The following is a 26,359-nucleotide window of genomic DNA, read 5'->3' on the forward strand; positions in this document are numbered from 1 at the left end:
TTGGGGAAATCCGTTCCCGCCTGGATGACGCCCAGGCACACGCGATCGGCTCGACAACCACCGGTTCGAGTGTTTCCAAAAAAAGCCAGCAGGTAGTGACAGGCTCCTGAAAGGGCCGCGCCCTTTCAGGAGACAAGGTTAGTCAGGAATCAGGACTTTTTATCGTCAGCCGCTTTGTCGGTCGGGTTGGCGATCAGGGCCTTGAGCTCGTCGCTCATCGGGAACATCAGGTTCAGGCCTTTTGGTGGAATCGGCGACTGGAACCATTTGTCGTAGATCTTGTTGATCTCGCCCGACTTGTAGGTGGCGACGATGGCGTCGTCCACGGCCTTCTTGAACGGTGCGTCGCCCTTGCGGACCATGCAGCCGTAGATTTCGTAGGATTGCGCGGTACCGGTCACGGCCCAGTCGGTCGGTTTGCGGGCCTTGGCCATTTCACCGGCCAGCAGCGCGTCGTCCATCATGAAGGCGACGGCGCGGCCGCCTTCGAGCATGTTGAAGGACTCGCCATGGTCCTTGGCTGAGATCACGTTCATGCCCATCTGCTTGTCGGCGTTCATCGCCTTGAGGATGCGCTCGGACGTGGTGCCGGCGGTGGTCACGACGTTCTTGCCCTTCAGGTCGGCGAAGTCCTTGTAAGGCGAATCCTTCTTGGACAGCAGGCGGGTGCCGATCTCGAAGATGCCGACGGAGAAGTCGACCTGCTGCTGACGCTCGACGTTGTTGGTGGTGGAGCCGCACTCGACGTCCACGGTGCCGTTCTGCACCAGCGGGATACGGGTCTGCGAGGTAACCAGGTTGTATTTGACCTTGAGATCCGGCATGTCGAGGTCTTTCTTGATGGCTTCGACGATTTTCAGCTGGATGTCGTGGGAGTAGCCGACTGGAACGCCGGATGCATCCGCGATGTAGGAGAACGGAATGGAAGCGTCGCGATGTCCGAGGGTGATGGTGCCGGAGTCTTTGATTTTCTTCAGCGTGCCGGTGAGTTCGGCGGCGACCACTGGAGTGCTAATCAGAGCAGCAGCAATGGCTGCGCCCAACAGATGGGGAACGATGCGCATCAATATTTCCTCGACATTTGTTTTTTTTATGAAGCCAGTTCGACGGCTCTCTTATACAGCGAATGCCTTGACGGCTCCTGATGTGTGTTGGCCCATCAGGCATTCGTCGAAGAGTGTAGAGCATGAGTCGTGCCAGGCCAGCTGATCCGTATCAAGACCTTGATTTGAAAGGCTATTAAATATTTATGGTGGATATTGTCGGCGGTCTTTATCCGGTTATCCGAATTGACCCGAAAGTCGCGTTCGGAAAACCGAATGCCCAGCAGGGCCGGGCTCATTCCCCTGTAGGAGCGAGGCTTGCCCGCGATCCGGACGCTGCGGTGTACCTGTTGGACCGCGTCATCGTTCATCGCGGGCAAGCCTCGCTCCTACAGACGCCGCGGCCATGAAAAAGCCCCCGGGCCGTGTGGCGCGGGGGCTTCTTTAATAGGACGGGCGATCAGGCGGCTTCGATCTTCGCCCGGTTCTGCTCGACCTTCTGCAGGTAGTGCTGCAGTTTTTCCTGTTCTGCCGGGGTCGTGAACAACCCCAGCTTGCTGCGGCGCCACAGGATGTCCTGGGCATTGACCGCCCATTCTTCGCTGCACAGGTAATCGACTTCACGGGTGTACAGGCCGCCACCCAGGTGCTCGCCCAGGTCGCTCAGGCTGTGTACGCCTTCCAGCAGGCGCCAGGTGCGGCTGCCGTAGCTGGTGGCCCAGCGGCGGGCGATTTCGCTGGGTACCCAGTCGAACTTCTGGCGAATCGCTTCGGCCAGTGCCTGCGGGGTGGTCATGTCTTCGCCGCCGGGCAGGGTCGAGTGGGCGGTCCAGCTCGGCTTGATGCCCTTGAAGAACGGCGTCAGCTGGGCCATGGCCGATTCGGCCAGCTTGCGGTAGGTGGTCAGCTTGCCGCCGAACACCGACAGCAGCGGCGCTTCGTCGGCATTGCCGGACAGCGCCAGAGTGTAGTCGCGGGTCACGGCCGACGGGTTGTCGGATTCGTCGTTGCACAGCGGGCGCACGCCGGAGTAGGTGTGCACGATGTCCTGGCGGCTCAGCTGCTTTTTGAAGTGGGCGTTGACCACTTTCAGGATGTAGTCGGTTTCGCCTTCGGTAATCGCCACCTTCGCCGGGTCACCGGTGTACTCGCGGTCGGTGGTGCCGATCAGGGTGAAGTGGTTCAGGTACGGAATGGTGAAGACGATGCGCTGGTCTTCGTTCTGCAGGATGTGCGCATGTTCGCCTTCGTACAGCTTCGGCACGATCAGGTGGCTGCCCTGGATCAGGCGGATGCCATAAGGCGAATCCAGCTTCAGGTCGTCCTTGATGAACTTGGCGACCCATGGGCCGGCGGCGTTCACCAGGGCTTTGGCTTGAATCGAGAACAGGCTGCCGTCGGCGCGCTCCAGGTGCAGGTGCCACATGCCCTTGCTGCGGCGGGCACTTATGCAGCGGGTCTGGGTGTGCACGTGGGCGCCTTTTTCGCGGGCGGCCATGGCGTTCAACACCACCAGGCGGGCGTCGTCGACCCAGCAGTCGGAGTATTCGAAGCCTTTGGTGATCTCGGCCTTCAGCGGGCTGTCGGCACCGAACTTGAGGCTCTTGGAACCGGCGAGTTTTTCCCGCTTGCCCAAGTGGTCATAAAGGAACAGGCCGGCGCGGATCATCCACGCCGGACGCAGGTGCGGGCGGTGCGGCAGGACGAAACGCATGGGCTTGACGATATGCGGGGCCTTGGCCAGCAGCACTTCGCGTTCGGCCAGGGCTTCGCGCACCAGACGGAATTCGTAATGTTCGAGGTAGCGCAGGCCACCGTGGATCAGCTTGCTGCTGGCCGAGGACGTATGGCTGGCCAGGTCGTCTTTTTCGCAAAGGAACACGGACAGGCCACGCCCGGCGGCATCGGCGGCGATGCCGACACCATTGATTCCACCACCGATCACGGCAATGTCATAAATCTCGGCGAGAGGGGGCGCGGGCAAGGTGGAAGTGGGCATCGACTGGCCTCGTGTTCTTCTGGTATTTGAAATCGAACATTAATGTTCATTTGCGAAAATACTAGCGCAGAAACACGCCGACAGCCAGCGGGATTCGATTGAAAAAACTCATCGAAAGGCAGGGAAAGGAAAATTTACGAACATTGTCGGACGCGAGGTGTCCGCGGCTTGCGGAAGGGGGATCTGTAGCCGCTGCCGAAGGCTGCGATTGCGCCCGAAGGGGGCGCAGGATCTCCAGTTCGCTGAAGGCCTTCGGCCTTATCGCAGCCTGCGGCAGCGGCTACAGGGGAGGGATCAGACGACTTCCAGGCGAATCTTGTGCTGTTGCAGCAACTGGGTTAGCGCCGGAACCGGCTGCTGGTCGGTGACCAGGCAATCGATCAGGCTGATGGGGCCGAGGCGGATCATGGCATTGCGCCCGAACTTGCTGGAGTCGGCGGCCAGGATCACCTGCCGGGCATTGGCGATGATCGCCTGGGACACACGCACTTCCTGATAGTCGAAGTCCAGCAGGCTGCCGTCTTCGTCGATACCGCTGATGCCGACCAGGGCGAAGTCGACCTTGAACTGGTTGATGAAGTCGACGCTGGCCTGGCCGACCACACCGCCATCGCGACGCACGTTGCCGCCGGTCAGCAGCACGTCGAAGTCGTCCTTGGCGCTGAGCATGGAAGCCACGTGCAGGTTGTTGGTGATGATCTTCAGGTGGCTGTGATTGAGCAGTGCCCGGGCAATGGATTCGGTGGTGGTGCCGATATTGATGAACAGCGAGGCGTGATCGGGGATCTGCGCGGCGATGGCTTCGCCGATGCGTTGTTTCTCATCGCGCATCTGGTCGGCGCGCATGGCGTAGGCGGTGTTTTCGACACTGGAGTCGTAGGCTGCGCCGCCATGGTAGCGACGCAACAGGTTCACTTCCGCCAGTTGGTTGATATCGCGGCGGATGGTTTGCGGTGTAACGACGAACAGCTGGGCCATTTCCTCGATGCTGACATAGCCGCGTTCGCGGACCAGCTCGAGGATTTGCTGCTGACGGGGAGGCAGATTCATGGGGCTTCCTTTGGGCTGCCATGCAAAATTTGCCCATGATGCCGCAGGAATCTACTCCCGACCAGTTACCCGATCACGTGAAAACTACTACGCTCGGAAATCCTGCGTTAAAAACAGACTCGGACTGCTCATTTACAAACACGTAAAGTCGGGTGCGACCCCAGCCGGTCCTCGTCTGTTTTTGCCTTGGCTTTCCTTCGCTCGCTACGTTTTCACCCGATCGGCCACCCGATACGAATCCGCGACTTGGCTTATTCAGCGCCTTCGTGCGGTTCCCAGTCGCGGGTGCGGCTGACGGCTTTTTTCCAGCCGGCGTAGAGCTTTTCCTTCTCGGTTTCGGCCAGCTGTGGTTCGAACTCACGCTCGATCACCGCCTTGCCGCGCAGCTCTTCCAGGCTGCCCCAGAAGCCGCAGGCCAGGCCAGCCAGGTAGGCCGCGCCCAGGGCCGTGGTTTCGCGCATTTGCGGGCGCTCGACCTGGGTGCCGAGGATGTCGGCCTGGAACTGCATGAGGAAGTTGTTGGCCACCGCGCCGCCGTCCACGCGCAGGGCCTTGAGGCGTTCGCCGGAGTCCTGCTGCATGGCGTCGAGGACGTCGCGGGTCTGGTAGGCGATCGATTCCAGCGCGGCGCGGATGATGTGGTCCACGCGCACGCCACGGGTCAGGCCGAACAGCGCGCCACGGGCGTAGGGGTCCCAGTACGGAGCGCCCAGGCCGGTGAAGGCCGGGACCAGGTACACGCCGTTGCTGTCCTTGACCTTGCTGGCGAAGTATTCGGTGTCGTGGGCGTCATTGATGATCTTCAGTTCGTCCCGCAGCCACTGCACGGTGGAACCACCGTTGAACACCGCGCCTTCCAGGGCGTAAGCCACTTCGCCGCGAGGGCCGCAGGCGATGGTGGTGAGCATGCCGTGCTTGGACTTGACTGCCTTGTCGCCGGTGTTCATCAGCAGGAAGCAGCCAGTGCCGTAGGTGTTCTTCGCCTGGCCCGGCTCGACGCACATCTGGCCGAACAGCGCCGCCTGCTGGTCGCCGGCGATACCGCCGATGGCGATGCCACTTTTGGTGCGGCCGTAGATTTCCGAGGATGACTTCACTTGCGGCAGCATTTCCCGCGGGATATCCAGCACTTCCAGCATCTTCGCATCCCACTCCAGGGTGTGGATGTTGAAGAGCATGGTGCGCGAGGCGTTGGTGTAGTCGGTGACGTGGGTCTTGCCGCCGGTGAATTTCCAGATCAGCCAGCTGTCGACGGTGCCGAACAGCAGTTCGCCGTTGCGCGCGCGTTCGCGGCTGCCTTCGACGTTGTCGAGGATCCACTTCAGTTTGGTGCCGGAGAAATACGGGTCGGTGACCAGGCCGGTGGTGTCGCGGATGTACTCTTCCAGGCCGTCACGCTTGAGCTGCTGGCAGATTTCGGTGCTGCGGCGGCACTGCCAGACGATGGCGTTGTAGATCGGCCGGCCGGTGGTCTTGTCCCAGACCACGGTGGTTTCACGCTGGTTGGTGATGCCGATGGCGGCGACCTGGTCATGGTGCAGGCCGGCTTGCGCCAGGGCCTCGACCATCACCGCGCTCTGGGTGGCGAAGATTTCCATCGGGTCGTGTTCGACCCAGCCGGCTTGCGGGTAATGCTGGACGAATTCGCGCTGGGCGGTGCACACAACGTTGGCGTCGCGATCGAAAATGATCGCGCGCGAGCTGGTCGTACCCTGATCGAGGGCAATGATGTAGTTCTTATTCTGAATGTCGGTCATGTCGATTGCCTTGGACAAAAATAAGGAAGTGGGCAAGAGGCGCAGGTCGGGGTTGGGCAGGACCTTGCGCCGCCGGTTTCAAGAAGTTCTTACTTTGCCGTCAATGGCTTTTTCGGCATCCGTTGGAGCAGGGGCGACGGTTGGCAGGTGGCGGGCAATCAGCCCGCGGTAAGCCACGGCGCCGAGGCAGGCACCGATAATCGGCGCGAAGATCGGAACCAGGAAGTACGGAATGTCGCGGCCGCCGGTAAAGGAAACCTCGCCCCAACCCATGAAGAATGTCATCAGTTTAGGGCCAAAATCCCGTGCCGGGTTCATCGCGAAACCAGTCAGCGGCCCCATCGCGCTGCCGATCACGGCGATCAGCAGGCCGATCAGCAGCGGCGCCATCGGGCCGCGCGGCAAGCCGTTGTTGTCGTCGGTCAGGGACATGATCACGCCCATCAGGATCGCGGTAATCACCACTTCGACCAGGAACGCCTGGGCGGTGGACAGCGCCGGGTTGGGATAGGTGGAGAATACCGACGCCAGTTCAAGGCTGGCCTGGGAGCCGCGGACCATCTGGTGGGCTTGTTCGTAATCGAAGAACAGGTTGCTGTACAGCGTGTAGACCAGTAGCGCCGCGCAGAAGGCGCCGGCGATCTGGGAGACGATGTAGAACGGCAGTTTGCGTTTCTCGAAGTCGGCAAAGATGCACAGCGCGATGCTGACCGCGGGGTTGAGGTGCGCGCCGGAAACGCCGGCGGTGAGGTAGATCGCCATGCTCACGCCGATCCCCCAGATGACGCTGATTTCCCACAGGCCGAAGCTGGCGCCCGCGACCTTGAGCGCGGCGACGCAGCCAGTACCGAAGAAGATCAACAAGGCTGTACCCAGGAACTCGGCCATGCACTGGCCGGAGAGCGACGGTTGTTGTAACGCAGTTGTCATGGAAAACCTCGGTTTTTGTTGTTGTCTGGCACTGGCGTGAAGGGCGCCGAGCGCGATTTTCACCGTCGGCAGGATCCCCATCCTGGACGCGGCTTACTGCTGGGTACGGCTGTTGGATCTACCACATGATATTCGCAAACGAAAAAATATAGACAAGAAACATTACTGTCAAAGGTCGAAAGTGAACCATTAGTCATTTTATAACTATCAGTCATGTGAATGATCCTGCGGGAAGCGCATGGGTTTTGCGCAAAAGGCGCGGCCAGCCTGGTGCCGGCGGCTGCCGGGACTGAGGTATGGGCCTTGGAATAGAGCCTTTTGCTGGCGGATATCCTAGAATCGCCGGTGTTCTTTTCCCTGCCTATGGAGTTGCTATGACCCCTGCACTGGATCTGCTGAAAAAAGTTCGCGCCGAACATCGGGTGCACAGTTATGAACATGACCCGAAGGCGGCCTCCTATGGTCTGGAGGCGGCGGAGAAGCTCGGCCTCGACCCGGCGCAGGTGTTCAAGACGCTGCTGGCCAGCAGTGAAAAGGGCGAATTGCTGGTGGCCGTGGTGCCGGTCGTCGGAAGTCTCGACCTCAAGGCCCTGGCGCACGCGGCGGGGGTGAAAAAAGCCGAGATGGCCGACCCGGCTGCGGCGCAGCGAGCGACCGGTTACCTGCTGGGCGGGATCAGCCCCCTGGGCCAGAAAAAGCGCCTGCGCACCTTTATCGATAACAGTGCGCAACCTTTTCCCAGCATCTTCGTCAGCGCCGGTCGGCGTGGGCTTGAGGTCGAACTCTCGGCCGCCGTGCTGGCCGAGCACACCCAGGCGGCATTCGCCGATATCGGGCGCGACTGACCGCCAGTGCGCCGATAAGTATCGGCGCTGTATGGCAAAAAATAACTTTCTCTGTGGCTGTCGGCGCCTGGACGGGCAGCCTCATGCTTGCGCGGCATGTTCAAGGAGAGATGTTTATGCAGCTTGAGTTTCATCAGGTCGACGCGTTCAGCGATCGTCCGTTCAGCGGCAACCCGGCGATGGTCTATCGACTGCCGGCCTGGCCGGCCGATGAGTTGATGCAGAACATCGCCGCCGAGCACAACCTGGCGGAGACCGCTTTTGTCGTGCGCGAGCCTCAAGGCTGGCGTATCCGCTGGTTTACCCCGACCACCGAAATCGCCTTGTGCGGCCATGCCACCCTCGCCAGCGCCCACGTGCTGTTCGAGATTTATGGCGAGCCGGGGCCGCGTATCGACTTCATCTGCCAGTCTGGCTCCTTGAGCGTCAGTCGCGAAGATGCGCAGCTTTGGCTGGATTTCCCGGTTCGCGCGCCGCGCGCGATCGATGGCCGCGAGCAACTGGAGTGCGCTTTGGGCACGAGGGTCGTGGCGTTACTGGGGGCTAACGAGTTGTTCGCGGTGCTGGAGTCCGAGCAAGCGGTGCTCGACTGTCAGCCGGACATGGCGGCGCTGGCCAAGCTGCCCTGGCCTGGCGCGATCGTGACCGCGCAGGGCAGCCAGCATGATTTTGTCTCGCGCTATTTCGCGCCGGCCATTGGCATCAACGAAGACCCGGTTACCGGCTCGACCCACTGCGCCCTGATTCCGTACTGGGCCGAACGCCTGGGCAAGACGAGCCTGACGGCTTATCAATGCTCGAAGCGCGGAGGGGCGTTGTTCTGTCGGCTGGAAGGGGAGCGGGTGAAGATTGGCGGGCAGGCGACGCTGGTGGCCAGTGGCAAGCTGTTCCTGGATTGAAAGCGCAGGCGCCGGTTGAGCGGCGCCTGCGGTATCCGCTGGATCAGTGGGCGCTGCTGTAGCGGCGAACGCCCGATTCAGCCTGTGGCAGCTGCGCCGCGGTGCTGCCGGAGGCCTGGAACAGCACCAGGTGTTCGGCGGCGACGCGGATTCCGACGTCAGCGCCTATCAGATGATCGGCATGGCTTGGGAAGATCGACTCGAGCTGGCTGCCGGTCGGCAGTTGTAGGCGGTACAGGGTCGACGCGCCCTGGAAACTCTTGCCAACGATCCGCGCCTTGAGGTCGCTGTCCGGTGCATAAACGATGTCGTCCGGGCGTAGCAGTACATCCACCGCGCCGCCGGGCGGCCAGGTGTAGGCACGGTTGCCGCGCAGTACGCCGAGTTCGGTTTGCACCGATTCCGGGCTGTCCAGCTGGCCGCGAATGAAGTAGCCCTGGCCGATAAAGCTCGCCACGAACGGCGTCAACGGTTCGTGATAGAGGTTGTACGGCGTGTCCCATTGCTCCAAGCGGCCTTCCTTGAACACTCCGACGTGATCGCTGACGGCGAAGGCTTCTTCCTGGTCGTGGGTCACCAGAATCGCACTGGTGCCCCGCGCCTTGAGGATGTCGCGCACTTCGTGACTGAGCTTGCGCCGCAGTTCGCCATCGAGGTTGGAAAAGGGTTCGTCGAGCAGCAGCAACTGCGGCTCCGGCGCCAGGGCCCGGGCCAGTGCGACGCGCTGTTGCTGGCCGCCGGACAGCTCATGAGGGAAACGCTTGCCGAGGTTCTTCAGGTTGACCAGTTCCAGCAGTTCCTCGACCACCCGGTTCTTCTGCGGGTGCTTGCGGATGCCGAAGGCAATGTTGTCCGCCACGCTCAGGTGCGGGAACAGGGCGTAGTCCTGGAACACCATGCCGATCCGCCGGCGCTCCGGCGCCAGGGTGAAGCCGGCGCGGGAGATGGTTTCGCCGGCCAGCTGGATTTCACCTTCGTGCACCGGCTCGAAACCGGCAATCGCGCGCAGGGTGGTGGTCTTGCCGCAGCCGGAGGAGCCAAGCAGGCAACCGATATCGCCGGCGTTGAGGTGCAGGTTGAGGTTCTGCACGACCCGTTGGTCCTGGTAGCCGCAGGCGAGATTGCGCAGGTTAAGCAGTAATGGCTGGCTCATGCGTGGTGGTACGCCGGCTCGACCAGAAACTCGAGCAGGGCCTTTTGTGCGTGGAGACGGTTTTCTGCCTGGTCCCACGCCACGGAGCGTGGATCGTCCAGCAGGTCGAGGCTGATTTCTTCGCCGCGGTGGGCGGGCAGGCAGTGCATGAACAGCACGTCTTCGGCGGCCAGGTCGAGCAGCGCGCGATTGACCTGGAACGGCGCGAACAGCTTGAGGCGCAGGGCGGTTTCTTCTTCCTGGCCCATGGAGGTCCAGACATCGGTGCTCACCAGGTGGGCGCCGATCACCGCGTCTTGCGGATCGCGCACGATGCTCACCCGGTCGCCGGCGCGGGCGACGAATTCAGGGTTGGGGTCGTAGCCTTCAGGGCAGGCGATGCGCAGTTGGAAGTCGAACTGGATCGCCGCTTCTATATAGCTGTTGCACATGTTGTTGCCGTCGCCGATCCAGGCCACGGTTTTGCCCTGCATCGAGCCGCGGTGTTCGAGGAAGGTTTGCATGTCGGCCAGCAACTGGCACGGGTGCAGGTCGTCGGACAGGCCGTTGATCACCGGTACGCGGGAGTTGGCCGCGAACTCGGTCAGGGTGCTGTGGGCAAAGGTACGGATCATCACCGCGTCGAGCATGCGCGACATGACGATGGCGCAGTCGCTGATCGGCTCGCCGCGACCCAGTTGGGTGTCGCGCGGGGACAGGAAGATTGCCTGGCCGCCGAGCTGGATCATGCCGGCTTCGAAGGACAGGCGGGTGCGGGTAGACGACTTCTCGAAAATCATCCCGAGAACGCGGTTTTTCAGAGGCTCGAAGAGTACGCCGCGGTTACGCAGGTCCTTCAGCTCGATGCCTCGACGAATCACGCTGACCAGCTCTTCGGGCGTGCAATCCATCAGGGAGAGAAAGTGCCTTGCGCTCATCATTAACTACCTTTTTGCAACAGACCGCAGATACTCAAAGCCTTGTTTTATCGAGAAACGGGCGAGACCTGCGGCGAAAGCCGCACGGGGCGACGAAATAGGGGAAGGCGCGATCTTATAATTAAATGTCGCGTCTTACCAATAGCAGGCTTGGTTTCTAAGGCTTTCACCACTTGCAGCGAGTGGCCTGGGCCAAAAAAGTGGGCCATTCGTGACGTTTTACAGCATGTTCAGATGGGCCCAGTCGGATGTGGAGTCAATCCACTTTGCATAGGTCCGCAGCAGCATTTGTACACTGCGCCTTGGCCGCTTTGCAACGCGCCTCGTGGCGCATGCCGCTATCAGGCATATGGCTGGCGCGGGCTGGGTTTTTCTCTGCCTGGCTCTTGGGCACTTCGAGCAGGGCGGGAAATGGAAAGGCTCGCGGCAGGGGATCTCGGCAGAAATATTTCCTCAGGCAAAAGGCTGGGGTTATAAATGCGCACCGGCAACAGGGAAGTGCTTGGAATGGATTCGAAAGAACAGCAACTGAAGACACTGTTGGGGTTGACGACGCGAACCCTGACCGACCTGACGGCATCGATCACCTCGATGTCCTTCGAGTTGCTACGCAGCGAGGACAGCACCACGCGCAACGCCGCGCGACAGATGATCGAGCGCATGCTGACCATCAGCAGCAATCTCGATGAGCATTGGCGGCTGCTTGCCGAATTCAGCGGGGTGCAGGGCGGTGAGGCGCCGATGGACGGCATGACGCCGATCGCCCGGCAGGACGATCCACCGAGGCTGCCCTCCAACTGAGTCATCGGCTGGCTTGATGCTTGCCGATTCACAAGACGAACGTCTCTGGTGCTGATGCCGGTCTGGCACCATAGTTTTGTTCCCGCGGCCTGACGCTGGCCGCCCCGAATAAAATAGAGACTGGCCATGACCAAGACTCTCCATCACCGTGCCTGCCACCTGTGTGAAGCCATCTGCGGCTTGACCATCGAAACCACTGAAGTCGACGGCGCCGGCCCGCAGATCACCTCGATCAAGGGCGATGCCCAGGACAGTTTCAGCCGCGGCCATATCTGCCCCAAGGCGGTGGCGCTGCAGGACATCCAGAACGACCCGGACCGGCTGCGCCAGCCCATGCGCAGGGTCGGCGGCGATTGGCAGGCGATCGAGTGGGACGAGGCCTTCAAACTGGTGGCCGAGCGCCTGGCGGCGATCCAGGAGCGGCACGGCAACCATGCGGTGGCGGTCTATCAGGGCAATCCCAGCGTGCACAACTATGGGTTGATGACCCACAGCAACTATTTCCTCGGCCTGCTGAAAACCCAGAACCGCTTTTCCGCCACCTCGGTGGACCAATTACCGCAGCACTTGAGCAGCTACCTGATGTATGGCCATGGGTTGCTGCTGCCGATCCCGGATATCGATAACACTGATTTCATGCTGATCCTGGGCGGCAACCCGCTGGCGTCCAACGGCAGCATCATGACCGTGCCGGACGTGGAGAAGCGCCTGAAGGCGATCCAGGCGCGAGGCGGCAAAGTGGTGGTGGTCGACCCACGGCGCAGCGAGACGGCGGTCATGGCCGACCAGCATGTGTTTGTCCGTCCCGGCGGTGATGTGGCGCTGCTGTTCGGTATGCTGCATACGATTTTCGCGCAGGGGCTGACGCGTGACAGCCATCTGCCGGTGGACGGCCTGGCCGAGGTGCGTGAGGCCATTTCCCGTTTCAGTGCCGAAGCCATGAGTCCTTTGTGTTCGGTGCCGGCGCAGCAGATCCGCCAGTTGGCGCGCGACTTCGCCGCAGCGGACAGGGCGGTGTGTTATGGCCGGATGGGCGTGTCCACCCAGTCGTTCGGTACCCTCTGCCATTGGCTGGTGCAACTGCTCAACCTGGTGACCGGTAACCTCGACCGGGTCGGCGGCGCCCTGTGCACCGAGCCGGCGGTGGATCTGGTGGCGGCGACTTCGGGCGGGCACTTCAATGCCTGGCAAAGCCGGGTTTCCGGACGCCCTGAATATGGCGGCGAACTGCCGGTCTCGGCCCTGGCCGAAGAAATGCTGACCGCAGGCGAAGGGCAGGTACGGGCGCTGATCACGGTGGCCGGCAATCCGGTGCTCTCCACTCCCAATGGACGGCAGCTGGAGCAGGCGCTGGATGGCCTGGAGTTCATGCTCAGTATCGACCTGTACATCAACGAAACCACCCGTTATGCGGACCTGATCCTGCCATCGACCTCGGCCCTGGAGAACGATCACTACGACACCACGTTCAATATGTTCGCGGTGCGCAATGTCAGCCGTTTCAACCGGGCGATCCTGCCCAAGCCGGAAGGCGCGCTGCATGACTGGGAAATCTTCGTCGGCCTGGCCAGGGCCTTCGCCGCGCGGACCGACAAGGAGCTCAAGCCGACCGTGCCGCCGGCGCAGATGATCGACAGGGGGCTGCGCGCAGGGCGGTATGGCGAGGCGTCCGAGTTCAATCTGTCGGTGGCGACGCTGGCCGACCACCCCCACGGGATCGACCTGGGGCCACTCAAACCCAACCTGGCAGCGCGCCTGAAAACCGAGAACCGTCGGGTACAGGCCGCTCCCGCGGCGATCATGGCGGACCTCGAGCGCTTTGCCGCGTTGCGGGCTCCGGCAGCGGATGAGCTGGTGATGATCGGCCGGCGCCATGTACGCAGTAATAATTCGTGGATGCACAACTACCATCGGTTGGTGAAGGGCAAGCCACGGCACCAGTTGCTGATGAATCCCGATGATCTGGCCCGGCGAGGGCTGACTGACGGACAGCGCGTGCGGGTCAGTTCGCGGGTCGGGGCGATCGAGGTGGAAGTCCTTGCCAGCAGCGAGATGATGCCCGGGGTGGTCAGCCTGCCCCATGGCTGGGGGCATGGTCGGCCGGGGGTGCAGATGAGCATCGCCATGGCCCAACCCGGGTCGAGTGCCAATGACCTGACCGACGAGCGTCAGCTGGACGAGCTATCGGGCAATGCGGCGCTCAATGGCGTGCCGGTGACGGTGGAGGCGGCCTGAGGAGTCTGTCGGAGAGGCCGAGCATGGCGCTCGGCTTTCCGTTACAATGCGCCACCGTGTCGACAACAGAGTCGGAAAGTTCAGCCGAGGTGCTCCATGGATATCATCGAAACTATTAAAGAGCAGATTGCCAACAACACCATTCTGCTTTACATGAAAGGCTCGCCGAATGCCCCGCAGTGTGGCTTCTCCGCGAAAGCCGCTCAGGCCGTGATGGGGTGTGGTGAGAAGTTCGCTTACGTGGACATCCTGCAGAACCCGGAAATCCGCGCCAACCTGCCTAAATACGCCAACTGGCCTACTTTCCCGCAACTGTGGGTAGCCGGCGAACTGGTCGGCGGCAGCGACATCATGGCTGAGATGTTCGCCAATGGTGAGTTGCAGACCCTGATCAAGGCCGCCGCTGAAAAAGCCGCTGCCAAGACCGAAGCCTGATTTGCCCCTGGTAGGAGCGACAAGTTCGCTCCTGCCGGGTTGTGTGGATTTATCCACGCAATAAAAAGCCCCGCCCTCGTGAGAGAGGCGGGGCTTTTTCATGGGCTGAACCTTGAGGGGAGTTACTCGTCGCCCATCTGCGATTGCAGGTAGTTCTCCAGGCCGACTTTATCGATCAGGCCCAGTTGGGTTTCCAGCCAGTCGATATGTTCTTCTTCCGATTCCAGGATGTCTTCCAGCAGCTCGCGGCTACCGAAGTCGCCGACCGATTCGCAATGGGCGATGGCGGCTTTCAGGTCGGCGTGGCCGGTACGCTCGATGCGCAGGTCGCACTCGAGCATTTCCTTGGTGTGTTCGCCGATGTGCAGCTTGCCCAGGTCCTGGACGTTCGGCAGGCCTTCGAGGAAGAGGATGCGCTTGATCAGCTTGTCCGCATGCTTCATCTCGTCGATGGACTCGTGGTATTCGTGCTTGCCCAGCTTGTTCAGGCCCCAGTCTTCATACATGCGTGCGTGCAGGAAGTACTGATTGATCGCGACCAGTTCATTGGCAAGGATCTTGTTGAGATGCTGGATGACTGTGACGTCGCCTTTCATGATGGGGTCCTGCCCTGTAATTAGCGGTATATAAGGCAGAGTCTGAGCCGCACGATGATTAGTGTCAAACCTAAGTTGTTGAATAATATATGAAAATTAATCGGAATAAGAATGTTTGTGTTCCGCGTTTTGACGCTAAGCAATTGAATTACAGGCATAAAAAAGCCGGACATGAAGTCCGGCTCTTTTAAATGGCGTTAATTACGCAACATTAAATTCTACTGGGTAAGGAATCGCTGGCTGGCTGCTTTGCAGTTCGGTCAGGGTTTCACGTACCACCTGCTTGGCGAGACAGGCACATTTGCCACATTGACTGGCCACGCCGGTCGCTTGGCGTACTTCACGATAGCTGCAGCAACCGTCGTAGATTGCATCGCGGATTTGTCCGTCGGTGACGCCAGTGCAGAGGCAGACATACATAAGGTGAGAACCGTCGCTGGTTATGGCTCAATGCGACGGATCTTAATGTTAACGAGAATGATTGTCAAAGTGGTTTCCTGGGGCTTTTTGCCAGATGCGTATCTGGCAGACGAACGGTTTTTTCTAGCACGGGTGACAAGCTGTCCAGCAGGGCGGCTTTTTTGCGGCCTGAACCCAGGGGATGGAAAAACCACTAAGGACAGCTCAAAAACGCGGTGTATGATGTGCGGTCCTTACGAAGCGGGATCGAGTCACAGGGCTGTCGCTTGGCGGCGGCAAACTGGGCTGGATCTCATTCTTCATTCGATCACACCAGGAGATATCCAATGAGCGTACTCGTAGGCAAACAAGCCCCTGACTTCACCGTTCCCGCCGTTCTCGGCAATGGCGAAATCGTCGACAGCTTCACCCTGTCCTCGGCCATCAAAGGCAAATACGGCCTGGTGTTCTTCTACCCGCTGGACTTCACCTTCGTCTGCCCGTCCGAGCTGATCGCCCTGGACCACCGTATGGCTGACTTCAAGGCACGCAACGTTGAAGTGATCGCTGTTTCGATCGACTCGCACTTCACCCACAACGCCTGGCGCAACACCCCGATCAATGCCGGTGGCATTGGTCAGGTCCAGTACATCATGGCTGCCGACATGAAGCACGACATCGCCAAGGCCTACGACGTTGAGTCCGAAGGCGGCGTGGCTTTCCGTGGCGCGTTCCTGATCGACGACAAAGGTGTCGTTCGTTCGCAGATCGTCAACGACCTGCCGCTGGGTCGTAACATGGAAGAGCTGATCCGTCTGGTCGACGCTCTGCAGTTCCACGAAGAGCACGGCGAAGTTTGCCCGGCCAACTGGAAGAAAGGCGACAAGGGTATGACTGCTTCGCCAGAAGGCGTTGCTGCTTACCTGAGCGAGAACGCCGGCAAGCTGTAAGCCGCGCTTCACGCATAAAAAAACCGGCCCCAGGGCCGGTTTTTTTATGCGCGGTCGTTCAGCGACGGTATCAGTCGTTGAAGTCTTGCCAGCCGCCCATTTCCTTCCAGCGATTGACGATGCCGCAGAACAGGTCGGCAGTCTTCTCGGTGTCGTAGCGGGCGGAGTGCGCCTCACGGCCATCGAAGTCGATATCGGCAGCCTGGCACGCCTTGGCCAGCACGGTTTGGCCATAAGCCAGGCCGGCAAGCGTCGCGGTGTCGAAGCTGGAGAACGGATGAAACGGGTTGCGTTTCATGTCCAGGCGCGCGACAGCCGCGTTGAGGAAGCCCAGGTCGAAGCTGCTGTTGTGCCCGACCAGGATCGCGCGCTTGCAGCCGTTGGCCTTCAGGGCCTTGCGCACGCTGCGGAAGATATCGTTCAGCGCGGTTTCTTCACTGACGGCCATGCGCAGTGGATGGTCGAGCTTGATCCCGGTGAACTCCAGCGCCGCGGCCTCGATGTTGGCGCCTTCGAAAGGCTCTACGCGGAAAAACAGGGTGTGCTCGGGGAACACGAAGCCCTTTTCGTCCATGCCGATGATGGTCGCGGCAATTTCCAGCAAGGCGTCGGTGGCCGAGTTGAAACCACCGGTTTCAACGTCGACGACTACCGGCAGGTAACCACGAAAGCGTGCCGCCATTGGATGACGCGAGCCACCACCGTTGTGACCGTCCTGCTCGTCGTCGAAATGGTCTTCACTCACGCGTGTTCCTCCAGCAGGCGCCAGCGCAGTTTTTCACCGGCGCGCAGCGGGATGACGGTCAGCTCGCCGAAAGGCAGGCTGGCAGGGGCGGTCCATTCTTCACGAACCAGGGTGATGCGATCGGTGTTGGCCGGCAGGCCGTAGAAGCGTGGGCCGTTGAGGCTGGCAAAGGCTTCCAGCTTGTCCAGCGCGTTGCGCTGTTCGAAGGCTTCGGCGTACAACTCGATCGCGGCATAGGCGGTGTAGCAGCCGGCACAGCCGCAGGCCGCTTCTTTGGCATGCTGGGCGTGGGGGGCGGAGTCGGTGCCGAGGAAGAACTTCTGGTTGCCGCTGGCGGCAGCGTCGAGCAGCGCTTCCTGGTGCACGTTGCGCTTGAGAATCGGCAGGCAATAGAAGTGCGGGCGAATGCCGCCAACCAGCATGTGGTTGCGGTTGTACAGCAGGTGATGGGCGGTGATGGTCGCGCCAACGTTGGCCGAGGCCTCGTTGACGAACTGCACGGCGTCACGGGTGGTGATGTGTTCGAACACCACCTTGAGCGTCGGAAAGCGCTCGACGACACGGCGCATGTGCTCGTCGATGAACAGCTTCTCGCGGTCGAACACGTCGACTTCACCGCGGGTGACTTCACCGTGGATCAGCAGCGGCAGGCCGACTTCGGCCATGGCCTCCAGCGCCGGGAAGATCTTGTCGATGCTGGTGACGCCCGAGTCCGAGTTGGTGGTCGCACCGGCCGGGTAGAGCTTGGCGGCATGGACGAAACCACTGGCCTTGGCCGCGCGAACTTCTTCGGGCTGGGTGCGATCGGTAAGGTAGAGCACCATCAGCGGCTCGAAGCGGCTGCCGGCCGGCCGCGCAGCGAGAATGCGCTGGCGATAGGCATCGGCTTCAGCGGCGTTGCGCACTGGAGGTACCAGGTTAGGCATGATGATGGCGCGGCCAAAGGTGCGCGCGACATCCGCGACAGTATTGGTCAACACGGCACCATCGCGAAGATGAATATGCCAGTCGTCGGGACGCAGCAGGGTCAGGCGGTCGGACATTGGGGATTCCAGGCGGGTCAAACTCCAGTGAATGCTACCGGAAAAGACTCTTCCAGGCACTCGCTATCAAGTTTTGCGTGAAGCTTCCGATATCCCGAAGGTATGCCGTAAACAGGCATTTCGATTTTCGTGATGTACAAGTCAGTGGAGCCTCCCGTGCGCCAGCGTTATCTAGCCTTGCTCAGTGTGTTCGCCTGCCTTCCCGCGATGGCGCTGACTTTCCAGACCCGTCTGGAGAGCATTGAGTGGACGGTCGAAGGCGATAAATTCGAGTGCCGTCTGAGCCAGCCGATCACCGATTTCGGTTCCGGGGAGTTCGTGCGTCGCGCCGGCGAGCAGGCGACCTTTCGCCTCAAGGCCTACAACCCGATGCTCGCTGGCGGTTCGGCCACGCTGCTCGCGGCGGCCGCGCCGTGGCAGCCGGGACGGGGCGACATCAACCTGGGTTCGGTACGGCTCGGCAGCGGCGATGTGCTGTTCAACAGCTCGCAACTGCAGGCCGGGCGACTGATCGGTGGATTGATGGATGGGCGCAGCCCGGTGGTTCGCCACTACTCCCGCGAGGGTGGGGTGTCCGAGGTGCGCTTGTTGCCGGTCAAGTTCAGCAAGGCGTATGGCGACTACCAACGCTGTGTCGCCAAGTTGCTGCCGAAGAATTTCGATCAGGTCAGGCAATCCGAGGTCGGCTTCCCCGGGGGCGGCATCGACCTGGACGCGAAAGCCAAGGCCAGGCTGCAGGTGATGCTCGAGTTTCTCAAGGCCGATCCGACGGTCAATCACATCCAGCTCGATGGCCATTCGGACAACAGCGGCAACCGCTTGACCAACCGTGACCTGTCGCGGCGCCGGGCGCTGGCGGTGATGGAGTTCTTCAAGGCCAATGGCATTCCCGAGTCGCAGATCGAGATGCGTTTCCACGGTGAGCGCTACCCGTTGGCGCCCAACACCAATGCGGCGAACCGGGCGAAGAATCGTCGGGTCAACGTACAGCTGCAACGTGTCCCGGTCGCGGAAAAACCGGTACCCCAGGCTGCTGCCCCCGCCAATGCCGCGGCGACTTCCTGAAACGGCTGTCGTCGTCGCGCACTCGACATAATCTGTCGCTTCGTCGTCATAAGCTGTCGCGCCTCTGTAAATTATCCGCGTTGATCGGTAGACTTGACGGCTTTCCGTAGAACCCCGTGGAGTGATGGCATGGCGGACGTAAACAAGGTCGTTCTGGCGTATTCCGGCGGCCTGGACACTTCGGTGATCCTCAAGTGGCTGCAGGATACTTATAACTGTGAAGTGGTGACGTTCACCGCTGACCTGGGTCAGGGCGAAGAGGTCGAACCTGCACGTGCCAAGGCGCAAGCCATGGGCGTGAAAGAGATCTACATCGACGATCTGCGCGAAGAGTTCGTCCGCGATTTCGTTTTCCCGATGTTCCGCGCCAACACCGTTTACGAAGGTGAGTACCTGCTGGGTACCTCCATCGCTCGTCCGTTGATCGCCAAGCGCCTGATCGAGATCGCCAACGAAACCGGTGCCGACGCCATTTCCCACGGCGCTACCGGCAAGGGCAACGACCAGGTTCGTTTCGAGCTGGGCGCCTACGCCTTGAAACCAGGGGTGAAAGTGATTGCTCCCTGGCGTGAGTGGGACCTGCTGTCCCGCGAGAAGCTGATGGACTATGCCGAGAAGCACGCGATCCCGATCGAGCGTCACGGCAAGAAGAAATCCCCGTACTCGATGGATGCCAACCTGCTGCACATCTCCTATGAAGGCGGCGTGCTGGAAGACACCTGGACCGAGCACGAAGAAGACATGTGGCGCTGGACCGTCTCCCCGGAGAAGGCTCCCAACACCCCGACCTACATCGAGCTGACCTACCGCAACGGCGACATCGTGGCGATCGACGGCGTCGAGATGACCCCGGCCACCGTGCTGGCGACCCTGAACCGCATCGGCGGTGAAAACGGCATCGGTCGTCTGGACATCGTGGAAAACCGCTATGTCGGCATGAAGTCCCGCGGCTGCTACGAAACCCCTGGCGGCACCATCATGCTGCGCGCTCACCGGGCGATCGAATCGATCACCCTGGATCGTGAAGTTGCTCACCTCAAAGACGAGCTGATGCCCAAGTACGCCAGCCTGATCTACACCGGCTACTGGTGGAGCCCTGAGCGTCTGATGCTGCAACAGATGATCGACGCCTCCCAGGCCCACGTGAACGGCGTGGTTCGCCTGAAGCTGTACAAGGGCAATGTGATCGTCACCGGTCGCAAGTCCGATGAGTCGCTGTTCGATGCCAACATTGCGACCTTCGAAGAAGACGGCGGCGCCTACAACCAGGCGGATGCGGCTGGCTTCATCAAGCTCAATGCCCTGCGCATGCGTATTGCGGCCAACAAGGGTCGAACTCTGTTCTGATGCCTTGAGTCGTTTTAAAAGAGCCCCGCCATGAGCGGGGCTTTTTTATGCCTGATGTTTTAATCGATCAAGCGGGTGTCTGGAGACCATAACTAAAAGTTTCCACTGGCCATTGTTTCAATGGGATCTCGACTATCTTTCAGTCTGTTCTTTTCAATACGAAGTGTAGGAAAGTCAGGAGTAGTTATATATAGGGGGCGACGTTCAATTTTTCCTTGTAGGGCAAATCCGTATTGTTTGTAAGGAACTTCTCGGGGCGATGCTGGCCCAGGGCATGGCCATGCCACGGGCCAAATGACTGGGTTATGGTGTTTGCTTGAAAAACCAATAGCGGACTCTGGACTTACCCATGAAGAAAGTTTTGATCGTAGATGATCATCCCGTCACTCGTCTGGCTGTGCGCATGCTGATGGAGCGGCACGGCTTTGAAGTAGTTGCCGAGGCGGACAATGGCATGGATGCCCTGAAACTGTCTTATGAACATGTTCCAGACATCCTTATTCTTGATATTGGTATTCCCAAACTCGATGGCCTGGAAGTTATCGCCAGACTTTCGTCAAAAGCCATGTCGACCAAAGTGCTGGTATTGAGCCTGCAAGTACCTGGGCCTTTCTCCATGCGCTGCATGCAGGCTGGTGCGGCGGGTTATGTGTGCAAGCAGCAGGACATCACTGAATTGATCAGTGCCGTCAGGGCAGTCCTGGCCGGCTACAGTTATTTTCCCAATGAAGCCTTGCATACCCTGCGCTCGAGCCTGGGCATCGCCAGCGAGGAGGGGATGTTGTCCAGCCTGTCGGGTCGAGAGTTGATGGTCCTGAAGCAACTCGCCGGTGGGCAAACCAACAAGGAGATTGCCGAGGGCCTGTGCTTGAGCAGTAAAACGGTGAGCACCTACAAAAGGCGGCTGTTGGGGAAACTCAACGCCCGCTCGCTGGTGGACCTGATCGAGTTTGCCAAGCGCCATCAGCTGGTATGAAGGTTGAGGCGCTACAACAAGGCACGGGAGGGAAAAACAGCGGCTTTTGCGAGCGTTCATTGCGTTGCGGGCTTGCCGGTCTGTCGGTGATGTTGGATCCCTCAGCCGCGCATGGCGTGGTTTGAAAAGAAGCGACTTGAAATGTTGGCTGGTGTAACAAAAAAGCCTCCGTCAAAGGAGGCTTTTTGTTACTAAAGATCAAAGTCGTAATCGGCCAGTTGCTTTTGCAAGCGCCGCTCTTCCAGAAGGTTGTCGATGGTCCGACGTTTGCTCAAGTTGGTCTTGGCCACCTCTACCACAGGCTCTGCATCTTCTGTTTCAACAGGGGTGAAGTCGTCTTCTACGTCCAGTTGTTCTTTGCCAGTACTCATAAGGTTAACTCCAGGCTAAGACTGCCATTGGCGCTCCTTATATCGATATTCTCGGGACTGGTAAAAAAGATTTTTTCAATCGACCTATCATCAAAATCAATGATTGCTCAATCGTCAGAGGTCTTGTGCTTGTATTCGCACAGGTCCTCGATCCGGCAGCTTCCACAGCGCGGCTTGCGGGCCAGGCACACATAGCGGCCATGGAGGATCAGCCAGTGATGGGAGTCGAGGAGATACTCCTTGGGCACGAATTTCATCAGTTTCTTTTCGACCTCCACGACATTCTTTCCAGGGGCCAGCCCTGTGCGGTTGCTGACCCGGAAGATGTGCGTATCGACGGCCATGGTCAGTTGGCGGAAAGCCGTGTTGAGTACCACGTTGGCGGTCTTCCTGCCGACGCCTGGCAGGGCTTCGAGCTCTTCCCGGGTCTGCGGGACTTCGCTGTTGTGCCGCTCCACCAGCAGGCGGCAGGTCTCGATCACGTTTTTGGCCTTGCTGTTGTACAGGCCGATGGTCTTGATGTACTCGGACAGGCCTTCGACGCCCAGGGCATAGATGGCGGCCGGCGTATTGGCCACGGGGAAGAGCTTGGCCGTCGCCTTGTTGACCCCGACATCGGTGGACTGGGCCGAAAGGATCACGGCAATCAGCAGCTCGAAGGGCGACGAATAGGCCAGTTCGGTTTTCGGTTCCGGATTGTCTTCGTGCAGCCTGCGGAAAATTTCCAGGCGTTTTGCGGCATTCATGGGTGAGTCATTTCCTTGAAGGCGGTCGGTGTGAGGTCGTAGAAGCGGCCCAGGCTTGCCTGGCGGCCAGCAACAGCCCCAGCAGGATAAAACCGCCAGGTGCGAGTGTAAGCAGGTGCACGCCACCCTGGGCGGTCAGAACCCAGCCTGGCCAGTCGACGTCGTTCGTCCCCAGCAGCCATTGCAGATGATTGCCGATCGAGCCACTGCCGAAGGCTTCGCGCAGTGCACCCAGGATAATCAGCAGCAGGCAGAACAGGCCGGCGAAACGCAAGCGCACGGGACGCTGGAAAAAATCCTGGTACTCCAGCACTACGCATTGCACGGCAATCAGGCCCAGGTAGAGGGCCAACTGTTGTTGCAGTTCGAACGCCCAGGCTTGCGCGGCCAGCATGGCACAACTGGTGAGCGTGGCGCTGAGCAGGATACTGGCGCCCAGGCGGCTCTGGCCAGCCAGGCGCGGGCGCAGGGCATTCATGCACAGGCCGAATACCGCGCTCACACAGAGAAATACCAGTGCCAGCCCCAGGGCCTTGACCAGTGAGTCGCTGGCGCCGATCAGCGGCGCGAGCATCAGGGCGTTCTGCAGGGTCGAGGATTTATTCATGGGCGGGACTTCCCAGCAGTTGTTCGCGGTGCTCGTCGAAGTAGCGCAGGCTGTCGTGAATCCCCTCGACCACCGCCCGTGAGGTGATGGTGGCCCCGGCCATCTGGTCGAATTGGCCATGGTCTTTTTTCAGCGCCCAGCCGGCGTCGCCCGGGTCACCCAGTGACTTGCCGATAAAACCCTGTAGCCAGGCATTCGGGCGCTCGGCGATGCGCGCGCCCAGGCCGGGCGTTTCCGAATGCCGCAGAGCCTTGCTGCCCAGCAGTTTGCCGTTGGCGGCGATGCCGATCAGCAGCTCGATCGGGCCGCCATAACCGCTGACCTGGCTGCGCAGCAGCACAGCGCTGGGTTGGCCGTTGCGCGTGGCGCGATAACCGGCGAGCAGGGTGCTGTGGCTGAGCTGGATGTTATCGATGGCCAGCGGCTGATCCAGCGGCTGATTGTCGTAGCTGCCGACGGGCAGGAGATCCAGCAGGTTGCGTGCCTGGATGGCGCGCTGTTCGCGCTCGATGCGGGGAGCCGTCGTCTGCTGGACGAAGAAAGTGCCAGTGGCGCCGACAGCCGCCAGCAGTGCCAACACTCCCAGACTCGTTGCGCGGTTCATGGCAGGGAAGGCTCGGGAGGCGGAGCAGCCAGGCGCTCCAGGGCGGGGACGGCGAGGTTCATCAGCAGTACGGCGAAGGCGACACCGTCCGGGTAACCGCCCCAGGTGCGGATCAGGTAAGTCAGCAGGCCGACGCCGACGCCGAACAGCAGGCGTGCCTTTGCGTTCCTCGGGCCGGAGACCGGCTCGGTGACGATAAAAAAGGCGCCAAGCATGGTCGCGCCGCTCAGCAGGTGGAAAAACGGCGAGCCGTGGGAGTCCGACCCGGAACCGTTCCAGCACAGCAGGCTGATGACGAACAGGCTGCCGAGCATGCCGGCCGGGGCGTGCCAGCTGAACACCCGTTGCTGCAGCAAAAAGGCGCCGCCGGCGAGAAAGGCCAGGTTGACCCATTCCACGCCCTTGCCGCCGAAATGGCCGAAGGCGGCATTGCCGGCGAACAGTTCATCGATGGTCAGGCTCTTGTTGATGCGCAGGCTGTCGAGTGCCGTGGCCTGGGCCCAGGCATCGGGCGCCGTGCTGTCGAGGGCTATGCCGAAGATCTGCTGCAGGCCGCCCAGCAGGTCAAGGCCATGGGAGGCTGGCCAATGAGTCATCTGCTGGGGGAAAGAGACCAGCACCAGGGCATAACCGAGCATCGCCGGGTTGAACGGATTCTTGCCGACGCCACCATACAGGTGCTTGCCGAACAGCAAGGCACAAGCGGCCGCGCTGACTGTCAGCCACCACGGGCAATACGGCGGCAAGGCCAGGGCCAGCAAGGTGGCGCTGACCAGGGCACTGCCATCGCCAAGGAAAGGACGCAATGGCCACTGGCGCAATCGCAGCACCGCGGCTTCGACGGCAAGGGCGGTGACACAGGCCAGCAGCAGGTTGATCAGAATTCCCCAGCCAAACAGCCAGAAGAGCGCCAGCAGCCCCGGCAGGGTCGCCAGAAGCACACGCTGCATGGCTTGTCGCAGGCGTTCGTCCGGTTGCTCAAGGGGCGTCATGGGCTTGTACCTGGCGCTCGGCTTCGGCCAGTCGCTCGCGGGCCTTGGCCAACAGTGGTGGCGGGGTGTCGCTGTGACGCTCCAGCTTGCTGACTTCTGCCCGCGCGTAAGCCAGTTCGGTTTTCAGTTGCCGCAGGCGGGCGTCGATCGGGCGTTTTTCGACTCGCACCAGATTGGGCGCCGGTTTTCCGCTGGCTTCTTCGGTCGCGTGCAAGGCTTGTTCTGCGTCTTTCAGTGCCTGCTGCAGACTGGCCAGTTGCTCGGCAGGCGCCTGGTTGGCCTGGGCCTTTTTCAATTCCGCGCGGCGCATTGCCAGCTGGATTTTTGCGCGCTTGAGCTCGGCGTCTTTGGCCGGGGGCGCTGAGGCCACGGTTTCGACGGTGGTTTCGACAGCGCCTTCCAGCTGCGCGAGCGCTTGCTCGGCGGCCTCGAACTGGCGCTGCAGGACGATCAGTTGCGACTGTTGCTCGAAGGTCGGCGGATGGCCGAAAGCTTTCAGCGATTTGTTCAACTGGGCCCGGCTCATCGCCAGATCGATCTTGGCTTTTTTCACCGCGGCATCGGCGGCGGCCGCCTTTTGCGCGCGCACCCGCTCGATGGCCGCCTGCACCGGGTCCAGGCTGGTTTCACTGGGCTGCGCCGCACGTTGCGCGCGGGCGGCCCGTTCGGCCTGCTTGTGCTGTTCTTCGCGTTGCAGCCGGGCATTGCGGCGCTCGAAGCGCTGGCGCGCGTGATCGCGTTTGGCGGTCCGGGCACGCAGTTCTTCGAGACCGGTGGCCAGGCCGCCGACGATCGGCAATACGTCATTCAGCGGCAGCGGATGCATCTCGATACAGTCCACCGGGCACGGCGCCACGCAGAGATCGCAGCCGGTGCATTCGTCGATCAGCACCGTGTGCATCTGCTTGGCCGCGCCGACTATGGCATCCACCGGGCAGGCCTGGATGCACTTGGTGCAGCCGATGCATTCGGCTTCGCGGATAAAGGCCACCTGGGCCGGCGCCGGGCCGCGACTGATGTCCAGCTCCATGACCGGGATATTCAGCAGCCTGGCCAGGCCGGCAATGGTTTCGTCGCCGCCGGGCGGGCACTTGTTGATCGCCTCGCCGTTGGCGATGCCTTCGGCGTAGGGCTTGCATCCGGGATGGCCGCACTTGCCGCATTGGGTCTGCGGCAGCAGGGCGTCGATGCGTTGAATCAGACTCATGGGTTGAGCAGTCCGTTGAAACCGAGAAATGCCACCGCCATCAGGCCGGCGCTGATCAGGTCGATCGGCAGGCCGCGAAAGGGCAGGGGCACATCGTTGTTGAGAATGCGCTGGCGCAGGTCGCTGAACAGGCTCAGCACCAGCCAGAAACCGAGGCCCGCACCCAGGCCCAGGGCGAGGCCATGACCGAGCCCGCGATTGGCCTGGACTGCCAGTAGCAACGCGCCGAGCACGCCGGCGTTACCCAGCAGCAGCGGCCAGAGGCCGTCGAATGGCAGCCCGGGCAACATCCGGCTCAGCAGCTTGAGCAGCGGTGCGATCAGCAGCACGCCCAGCGGCAGGAATACGAACAGTTGCAGCGAGGTCAGGCCCAGCGGCACCAGCAGCGCCTGATAAAGCCCGTAGCCCAGCAGGCTGCAGAGCAGCATCAGGCAGCTGGTGGCGATCCCCAGGGCATGGATCCGCCGCCGCGCAACCTGCGGCTCGGCACTGGCCTGCAACAGCGGATCGACGCCCAGCGGCCACTGCAACACGAAGTTGTTGATCAGGGCAGCGCTGATGAGCGTGAGGACAATCTCGGTCATGTTCGTGGCCGGTGAGGGCGGGCGGATACCTGAAGACTAGGCAATTATCCGGCAAGGGCGCAG

27 protein-coding genes are annotated in these 26,359 nt (G+C 61.1%); 9 read left to right on the forward strand and 18 right to left on the reverse strand.

Features of this window, described 5'->3' with window-relative positions; genetic code table 11:
- Positions 1-149: 149 nt before the first annotated feature.
- The 5 genes from J4E58_RS11525 to J4E58_RS11545 all read right to left on the reverse strand — a co-directional run bounded on the left by J4E58_RS11525 (position 150) and on the right by J4E58_RS11545 (position 6,779).
- Entirely contained in the window at positions 150-1,064 is a 915-nt protein-coding gene (locus tag J4E58_RS11525; protein WP_007927135.1) for a glutamate/aspartate ABC transporter substrate-binding protein, read from the reverse strand.
- A gap of 439 nt (positions 1,065-1,503) precedes the next feature.
- On the reverse strand, positions 1,504-3,042 hold the full coding sequence (gene glpD, locus J4E58_RS11530) for a glycerol-3-phosphate dehydrogenase (protein WP_053262455.1): 1,539 nt from the start codon (positions 3,040-3,042) through the stop codon (positions 1,504-1,506).
- Positions 3,043-3,336: 294 nt separating this feature from the next.
- The gene (locus tag J4E58_RS11535; protein WP_007922413.1) at positions 3,337-4,092 is read right to left on the reverse strand and encodes a DeoR/GlpR family transcriptional regulator; all 756 of its coding nucleotides are present in this window, start codon (positions 4,090-4,092) and stop codon (positions 3,337-3,339) included.
- 251 nt (positions 4,093-4,343) lie between these two features.
- Positions 4,344-5,849 (reverse strand): glycerol kinase GlpK, encoded by a 1,506-nt coding sequence (gene glpK / locus J4E58_RS11540; protein WP_009045375.1) that lies wholly within the window; start codon positions 5,847-5,849, stop codon positions 4,344-4,346.
- A 78-nt stretch (positions 5,850-5,927) separates the two neighbouring features.
- The gene (locus tag J4E58_RS11545) at positions 5,928-6,779 is read right to left on the reverse strand and encodes an MIP/aquaporin family protein (RefSeq protein ID WP_007922415.1); all 852 of its coding nucleotides are present in this window, start codon (positions 6,777-6,779) and stop codon (positions 5,928-5,930) included.
- A gap of 374 nt (positions 6,780-7,153) precedes the next feature.
- Between J4E58_RS11545 and ybaK the strand changes: the two genes are divergently transcribed.
- Both ybaK and J4E58_RS11555 read left to right on the forward strand, forming a co-directional pair.
- A complete protein-coding gene (ybaK, locus tag J4E58_RS11550; RefSeq protein ID WP_007922416.1) occupies positions 7,154-7,624 on the forward strand; it encodes a Cys-tRNA(Pro) deacylase in 471 nt (156 codons plus the stop codon).
- A gap of 116 nt (positions 7,625-7,740) precedes the next feature.
- Positions 7,741-8,523: a PhzF family phenazine biosynthesis protein gene (locus tag J4E58_RS11555; protein WP_087090132.1), complete on the forward strand. Its 783-nt coding sequence runs from the start codon at positions 7,741-7,743 to the stop codon at positions 8,521-8,523.
- 43 nt (positions 8,524-8,566) lie between these two features.
- Here J4E58_RS11555 and J4E58_RS11560 read toward each other — a convergent pair whose 3' ends face one another.
- Positions 8,567-9,676: an ABC transporter ATP-binding protein gene (locus J4E58_RS11560; protein WP_007922418.1), complete on the reverse strand. Its 1,110-nt coding sequence runs from the start codon at positions 9,674-9,676 to the stop codon at positions 8,567-8,569.
- The gene (gene argF / locus J4E58_RS11565; protein WP_087090134.1) at positions 9,673-10,593 is read right to left on the reverse strand and encodes an ornithine carbamoyltransferase; all 921 of its coding nucleotides are present in this window, start codon (positions 10,591-10,593) and stop codon (positions 9,673-9,675) included. The genes J4E58_RS11560 and argF overlap by 4 nt, the downstream gene beginning before the upstream one ends.
- A 507-nt stretch (positions 10,594-11,100) precedes the next feature.
- On the opposite strand from argF, the gene J4E58_RS11570 reads away from it, so the two are divergent.
- The 3 genes from J4E58_RS11570 to grxD all read left to right on the forward strand — a co-directional run bounded on the left by J4E58_RS11570 (position 11,101) and on the right by grxD (position 14,064).
- Entirely contained in the window at positions 11,101-11,394 is a 294-nt protein-coding gene (locus J4E58_RS11570; protein ID WP_007922422.1) for a hypothetical protein, read from the forward strand.
- A 126-nt stretch (positions 11,395-11,520) separates the two neighbouring features.
- Complete coding sequence (locus tag J4E58_RS11575; protein ID WP_087090136.1) at positions 11,521-13,629, forward strand: molybdopterin oxidoreductase family protein; 2,109 nt, start codon at positions 11,521-11,523, stop codon at positions 13,627-13,629.
- Between the two features lie 96 nt (positions 13,630-13,725).
- On the forward strand, positions 13,726-14,064 hold the full coding sequence (gene grxD, locus J4E58_RS11580) for a Grx4 family monothiol glutaredoxin (RefSeq protein ID WP_007922425.1): 339 nt from the start codon (positions 13,726-13,728) through the stop codon (positions 14,062-14,064).
- Between the two features lie 122 nt (positions 14,065-14,186).
- On the opposite strand, the gene bfr is transcribed toward grxD, so the two are convergent.
- Both bfr and J4E58_RS11590 read right to left on the reverse strand, forming a co-directional pair.
- Positions 14,187-14,660, reverse strand: a complete 474-nt coding sequence (bfr, locus tag J4E58_RS11585) for a bacterioferritin (protein ID WP_007922427.1) — start codon at positions 14,658-14,660, stop codon at positions 14,187-14,189.
- 201 nt (positions 14,661-14,861) lie between these two features.
- Positions 14,862-15,080 carry a bacterioferritin-associated ferredoxin gene (locus J4E58_RS11590; protein ID WP_007922430.1) on the reverse strand — a complete coding sequence of 73 codons (219 nt, stop codon included), beginning with the start codon at positions 15,078-15,080 and terminating at the stop codon, positions 14,862-14,864.
- Positions 15,081-15,406: 326 nt separating this feature from the next.
- On the opposite strand from J4E58_RS11590, the gene J4E58_RS11595 reads away from it, so the two are divergent.
- The gene (locus tag J4E58_RS11595) at positions 15,407-16,009 is read left to right on the forward strand and encodes a peroxiredoxin (RefSeq protein WP_007922432.1); all 603 of its coding nucleotides are present in this window, start codon (positions 15,407-15,409) and stop codon (positions 16,007-16,009) included.
- Between the two features lie 70 nt (positions 16,010-16,079).
- On the opposite strand, the gene rnt is transcribed toward J4E58_RS11595, so the two are convergent.
- Both rnt and pyrC read right to left on the reverse strand, forming a co-directional pair.
- The gene (rnt, locus tag J4E58_RS11600) at positions 16,080-16,754 is read right to left on the reverse strand and encodes a ribonuclease T (protein WP_007922434.1); all 675 of its coding nucleotides are present in this window, start codon (positions 16,752-16,754) and stop codon (positions 16,080-16,082) included.
- A complete protein-coding gene (gene pyrC / locus J4E58_RS11605) occupies positions 16,751-17,797 on the reverse strand; it encodes a dihydroorotase (protein ID WP_087090138.1) in 1,047 nt (348 codons plus the stop codon). The genes rnt and pyrC overlap by 4 nt, the downstream gene beginning before the upstream one ends.
- A 156-nt stretch (positions 17,798-17,953) precedes the next feature.
- On the opposite strand from pyrC, the gene J4E58_RS11610 reads away from it, so the two are divergent.
- The 3 genes from J4E58_RS11610 to J4E58_RS11620 all read left to right on the forward strand — a co-directional run bounded on the left by J4E58_RS11610 (position 17,954) and on the right by J4E58_RS11620 (position 21,185).
- Entirely contained in the window at positions 17,954-18,862 is a 909-nt protein-coding gene (locus J4E58_RS11610) for an OmpA family protein (RefSeq protein ID WP_087090140.1), read from the forward strand.
- 129 nt (positions 18,863-18,991) lie between these two features.
- A complete protein-coding gene (locus J4E58_RS11615; protein ID WP_009045364.1) occupies positions 18,992-20,209 on the forward strand; it encodes an argininosuccinate synthase in 1,218 nt (405 codons plus the stop codon).
- 349 nt (positions 20,210-20,558) lie between these two features.
- Positions 20,559-21,185 carry a response regulator transcription factor gene (locus tag J4E58_RS11620; RefSeq protein ID WP_007922442.1) on the forward strand — a complete coding sequence of 209 codons (627 nt, stop codon included), beginning with the start codon at positions 20,559-20,561 and terminating at the stop codon, positions 21,183-21,185.
- Between the two features lie 191 nt (positions 21,186-21,376).
- On the opposite strand, the gene J4E58_RS11625 is transcribed toward J4E58_RS11620, so the two are convergent.
- The 7 genes from J4E58_RS11625 to J4E58_RS11655 all read right to left on the reverse strand — a co-directional run bounded on the left by J4E58_RS11625 (position 21,377) and on the right by J4E58_RS11655 (position 26,296).
- Positions 21,377-21,556, reverse strand: a complete 180-nt coding sequence (locus tag J4E58_RS11625) for a PA3496 family putative envelope integrity protein (protein WP_007922443.1) — start codon at positions 21,554-21,556, stop codon at positions 21,377-21,379.
- Positions 21,557-21,663: 107 nt separating this feature from the next.
- Positions 21,664-22,302, reverse strand: coding sequence for an endonuclease III (gene nth / locus J4E58_RS11630; RefSeq protein WP_007922445.1), 639 nt, complete (start codon positions 22,300-22,302; stop codon positions 21,664-21,666).
- A gap of 7 nt (positions 22,303-22,309) precedes the next feature.
- Positions 22,310-22,909 carry an Rnf-Nqr domain containing protein gene (locus J4E58_RS11635; RefSeq protein ID WP_087090142.1) on the reverse strand — a complete coding sequence of 200 codons (600 nt, stop codon included), beginning with the start codon at positions 22,907-22,909 and terminating at the stop codon, positions 22,310-22,312.
- Entirely contained in the window at positions 22,902-23,513 is a 612-nt protein-coding gene (locus J4E58_RS11640) for an RnfABCDGE type electron transport complex subunit G (protein WP_087090144.1), read from the reverse strand. Before J4E58_RS11640 ends, J4E58_RS11635 begins: the two co-directional genes overlap by 8 nt.
- Positions 23,510-24,505, reverse strand: a complete 996-nt coding sequence (locus J4E58_RS11645) for an RnfABCDGE type electron transport complex subunit D (RefSeq protein ID WP_087090146.1) — start codon at positions 24,503-24,505, stop codon at positions 23,510-23,512. The genes J4E58_RS11640 and J4E58_RS11645 overlap by 4 nt, the downstream gene beginning before the upstream one ends.
- The gene (gene rsxB, locus J4E58_RS11650) at positions 24,492-25,712 is read right to left on the reverse strand and encodes an electron transport complex subunit RsxB (RefSeq protein WP_087090148.1); all 1,221 of its coding nucleotides are present in this window, start codon (positions 25,710-25,712) and stop codon (positions 24,492-24,494) included. Before rsxB ends, J4E58_RS11645 begins: the two co-directional genes overlap by 14 nt.
- A complete protein-coding gene (locus tag J4E58_RS11655; RefSeq protein WP_087090150.1) occupies positions 25,709-26,296 on the reverse strand; it encodes an Rnf-Nqr domain containing protein in 588 nt (195 codons plus the stop codon). The genes rsxB and J4E58_RS11655 overlap by 4 nt, the downstream gene beginning before the upstream one ends.
- Positions 26,297-26,359: the final 63 nt, after the last annotated feature.

It is taken from the genome of Pseudomonas sp. FW305-25 (assembly GCF_017351415.1).
Classification (GTDB): domain Bacteria; phylum Pseudomonadota; class Gammaproteobacteria; order Pseudomonadales; family Pseudomonadaceae; genus Aquipseudomonas; species Aquipseudomonas chlororaphis.

Bases quoted from the DNA above. Each gene is read 5' to 3' on its own strand.
- J4E58_RS11525 (WP_007927135.1), bottom strand. From the start codon at position 1,064: ATGCGCATCGTTCCCCATCTGTTGGGCGCAGCCATTGCTGCTGCTCTG.
- glpD (WP_053262455.1), bottom strand. From the start codon at position 3,042: ATGCCCACTTCCACCTTGCCCGCGCCCCCTCTCGCCGAGATTTATGAC.
- J4E58_RS11535 (WP_007922413.1), bottom strand. From the start codon at position 4,092: ATGAATCTGCCTCCCCGTCAGCAGCAAATCCTCGAGCTGGTCCGCGAA.
- glpK (WP_009045375.1), bottom strand. From the start codon at position 5,849: ATGACCGACATTCAGAATAAGAACTACATCATTGCCCTCGATCAGGGT.
- J4E58_RS11545 (WP_007922415.1), bottom strand. From the start codon at position 6,779: ATGACAACTGCGTTACAACAACCGTCGCTCTCCGGCCAGTGCATGGCC.
- ybaK (WP_007922416.1), top strand. From the start codon at position 7,154: ATGACCCCTGCACTGGATCTGCTGAAAAAAGTTCGCGCCGAACATCGG.
- J4E58_RS11555 (WP_087090132.1), top strand. From the start codon at position 7,741: ATGCAGCTTGAGTTTCATCAGGTCGACGCGTTCAGCGATCGTCCGTTC.
- J4E58_RS11560 (WP_007922418.1), bottom strand. From the start codon at position 9,676: ATGAGCCAGCCATTACTGCTTAACCTGCGCAATCTCGCCTGCGGCTAC.
- argF (WP_087090134.1), bottom strand. From the start codon at position 10,593: ATGAGCGCAAGGCACTTTCTCTCCCTGATGGATTGCACGCCCGAAGAG.
- J4E58_RS11570 (WP_007922422.1), top strand. From the start codon at position 11,101: ATGGATTCGAAAGAACAGCAACTGAAGACACTGTTGGGGTTGACGACG.
- J4E58_RS11575 (WP_087090136.1), top strand. From the start codon at position 11,521: ATGACCAAGACTCTCCATCACCGTGCCTGCCACCTGTGTGAAGCCATC.
- grxD (WP_007922425.1), top strand. From the start codon at position 13,726: ATGGATATCATCGAAACTATTAAAGAGCAGATTGCCAACAACACCATT.
- bfr (WP_007922427.1), bottom strand. From the start codon at position 14,660: ATGAAAGGCGACGTCACAGTCATCCAGCATCTCAACAAGATCCTTGCC.
- J4E58_RS11590 (WP_007922430.1), bottom strand. From the start codon at position 15,080: ATGTATGTCTGCCTCTGCACTGGCGTCACCGACGGACAAATCCGCGAT.
- J4E58_RS11595 (WP_007922432.1), top strand. From the start codon at position 15,407: ATGAGCGTACTCGTAGGCAAACAAGCCCCTGACTTCACCGTTCCCGCC.
- pyrC (WP_087090138.1), bottom strand. From the start codon at position 17,797: ATGTCCGACCGCCTGACCCTGCTGCGTCCCGACGACTGGCATATTCAT.
- J4E58_RS11615 (WP_009045364.1), top strand. From the start codon at position 18,992: ATGGCGGACGTAAACAAGGTCGTTCTGGCGTATTCCGGCGGCCTGGAC.
- J4E58_RS11620 (WP_007922442.1), top strand. From the start codon at position 20,559: ATGAAGAAAGTTTTGATCGTAGATGATCATCCCGTCACTCGTCTGGCT.
- J4E58_RS11625 (WP_007922443.1), bottom strand. From the start codon at position 21,556: ATGAGTACTGGCAAAGAACAACTGGACGTAGAAGACGACTTCACCCCT.
- nth (WP_007922445.1), bottom strand. From the start codon at position 22,302: ATGAATGCCGCAAAACGCCTGGAAATTTTCCGCAGGCTGCACGAAGAC.
- J4E58_RS11635 (WP_087090142.1), bottom strand. From the start codon at position 22,909: ATGAATAAATCCTCGACCCTGCAGAACGCCCTGATGCTCGCGCCGCTG.
- J4E58_RS11640 (WP_087090144.1), bottom strand. From the start codon at position 23,513: ATGAACCGCGCAACGAGTCTGGGAGTGTTGGCACTGCTGGCGGCTGTC.
- J4E58_RS11645 (WP_087090146.1), bottom strand. From the start codon at position 24,505: ATGACGCCCCTTGAGCAACCGGACGAACGCCTGCGACAAGCCATGCAG.
- rsxB (WP_087090148.1), bottom strand. From the start codon at position 25,712: ATGAGTCTGATTCAACGCATCGACGCCCTGCTGCCGCAGACCCAATGC.
- J4E58_RS11655 (WP_087090150.1), bottom strand. From the start codon at position 26,296: ATGACCGAGATTGTCCTCACGCTCATCAGCGCTGCCCTGATCAACAAC.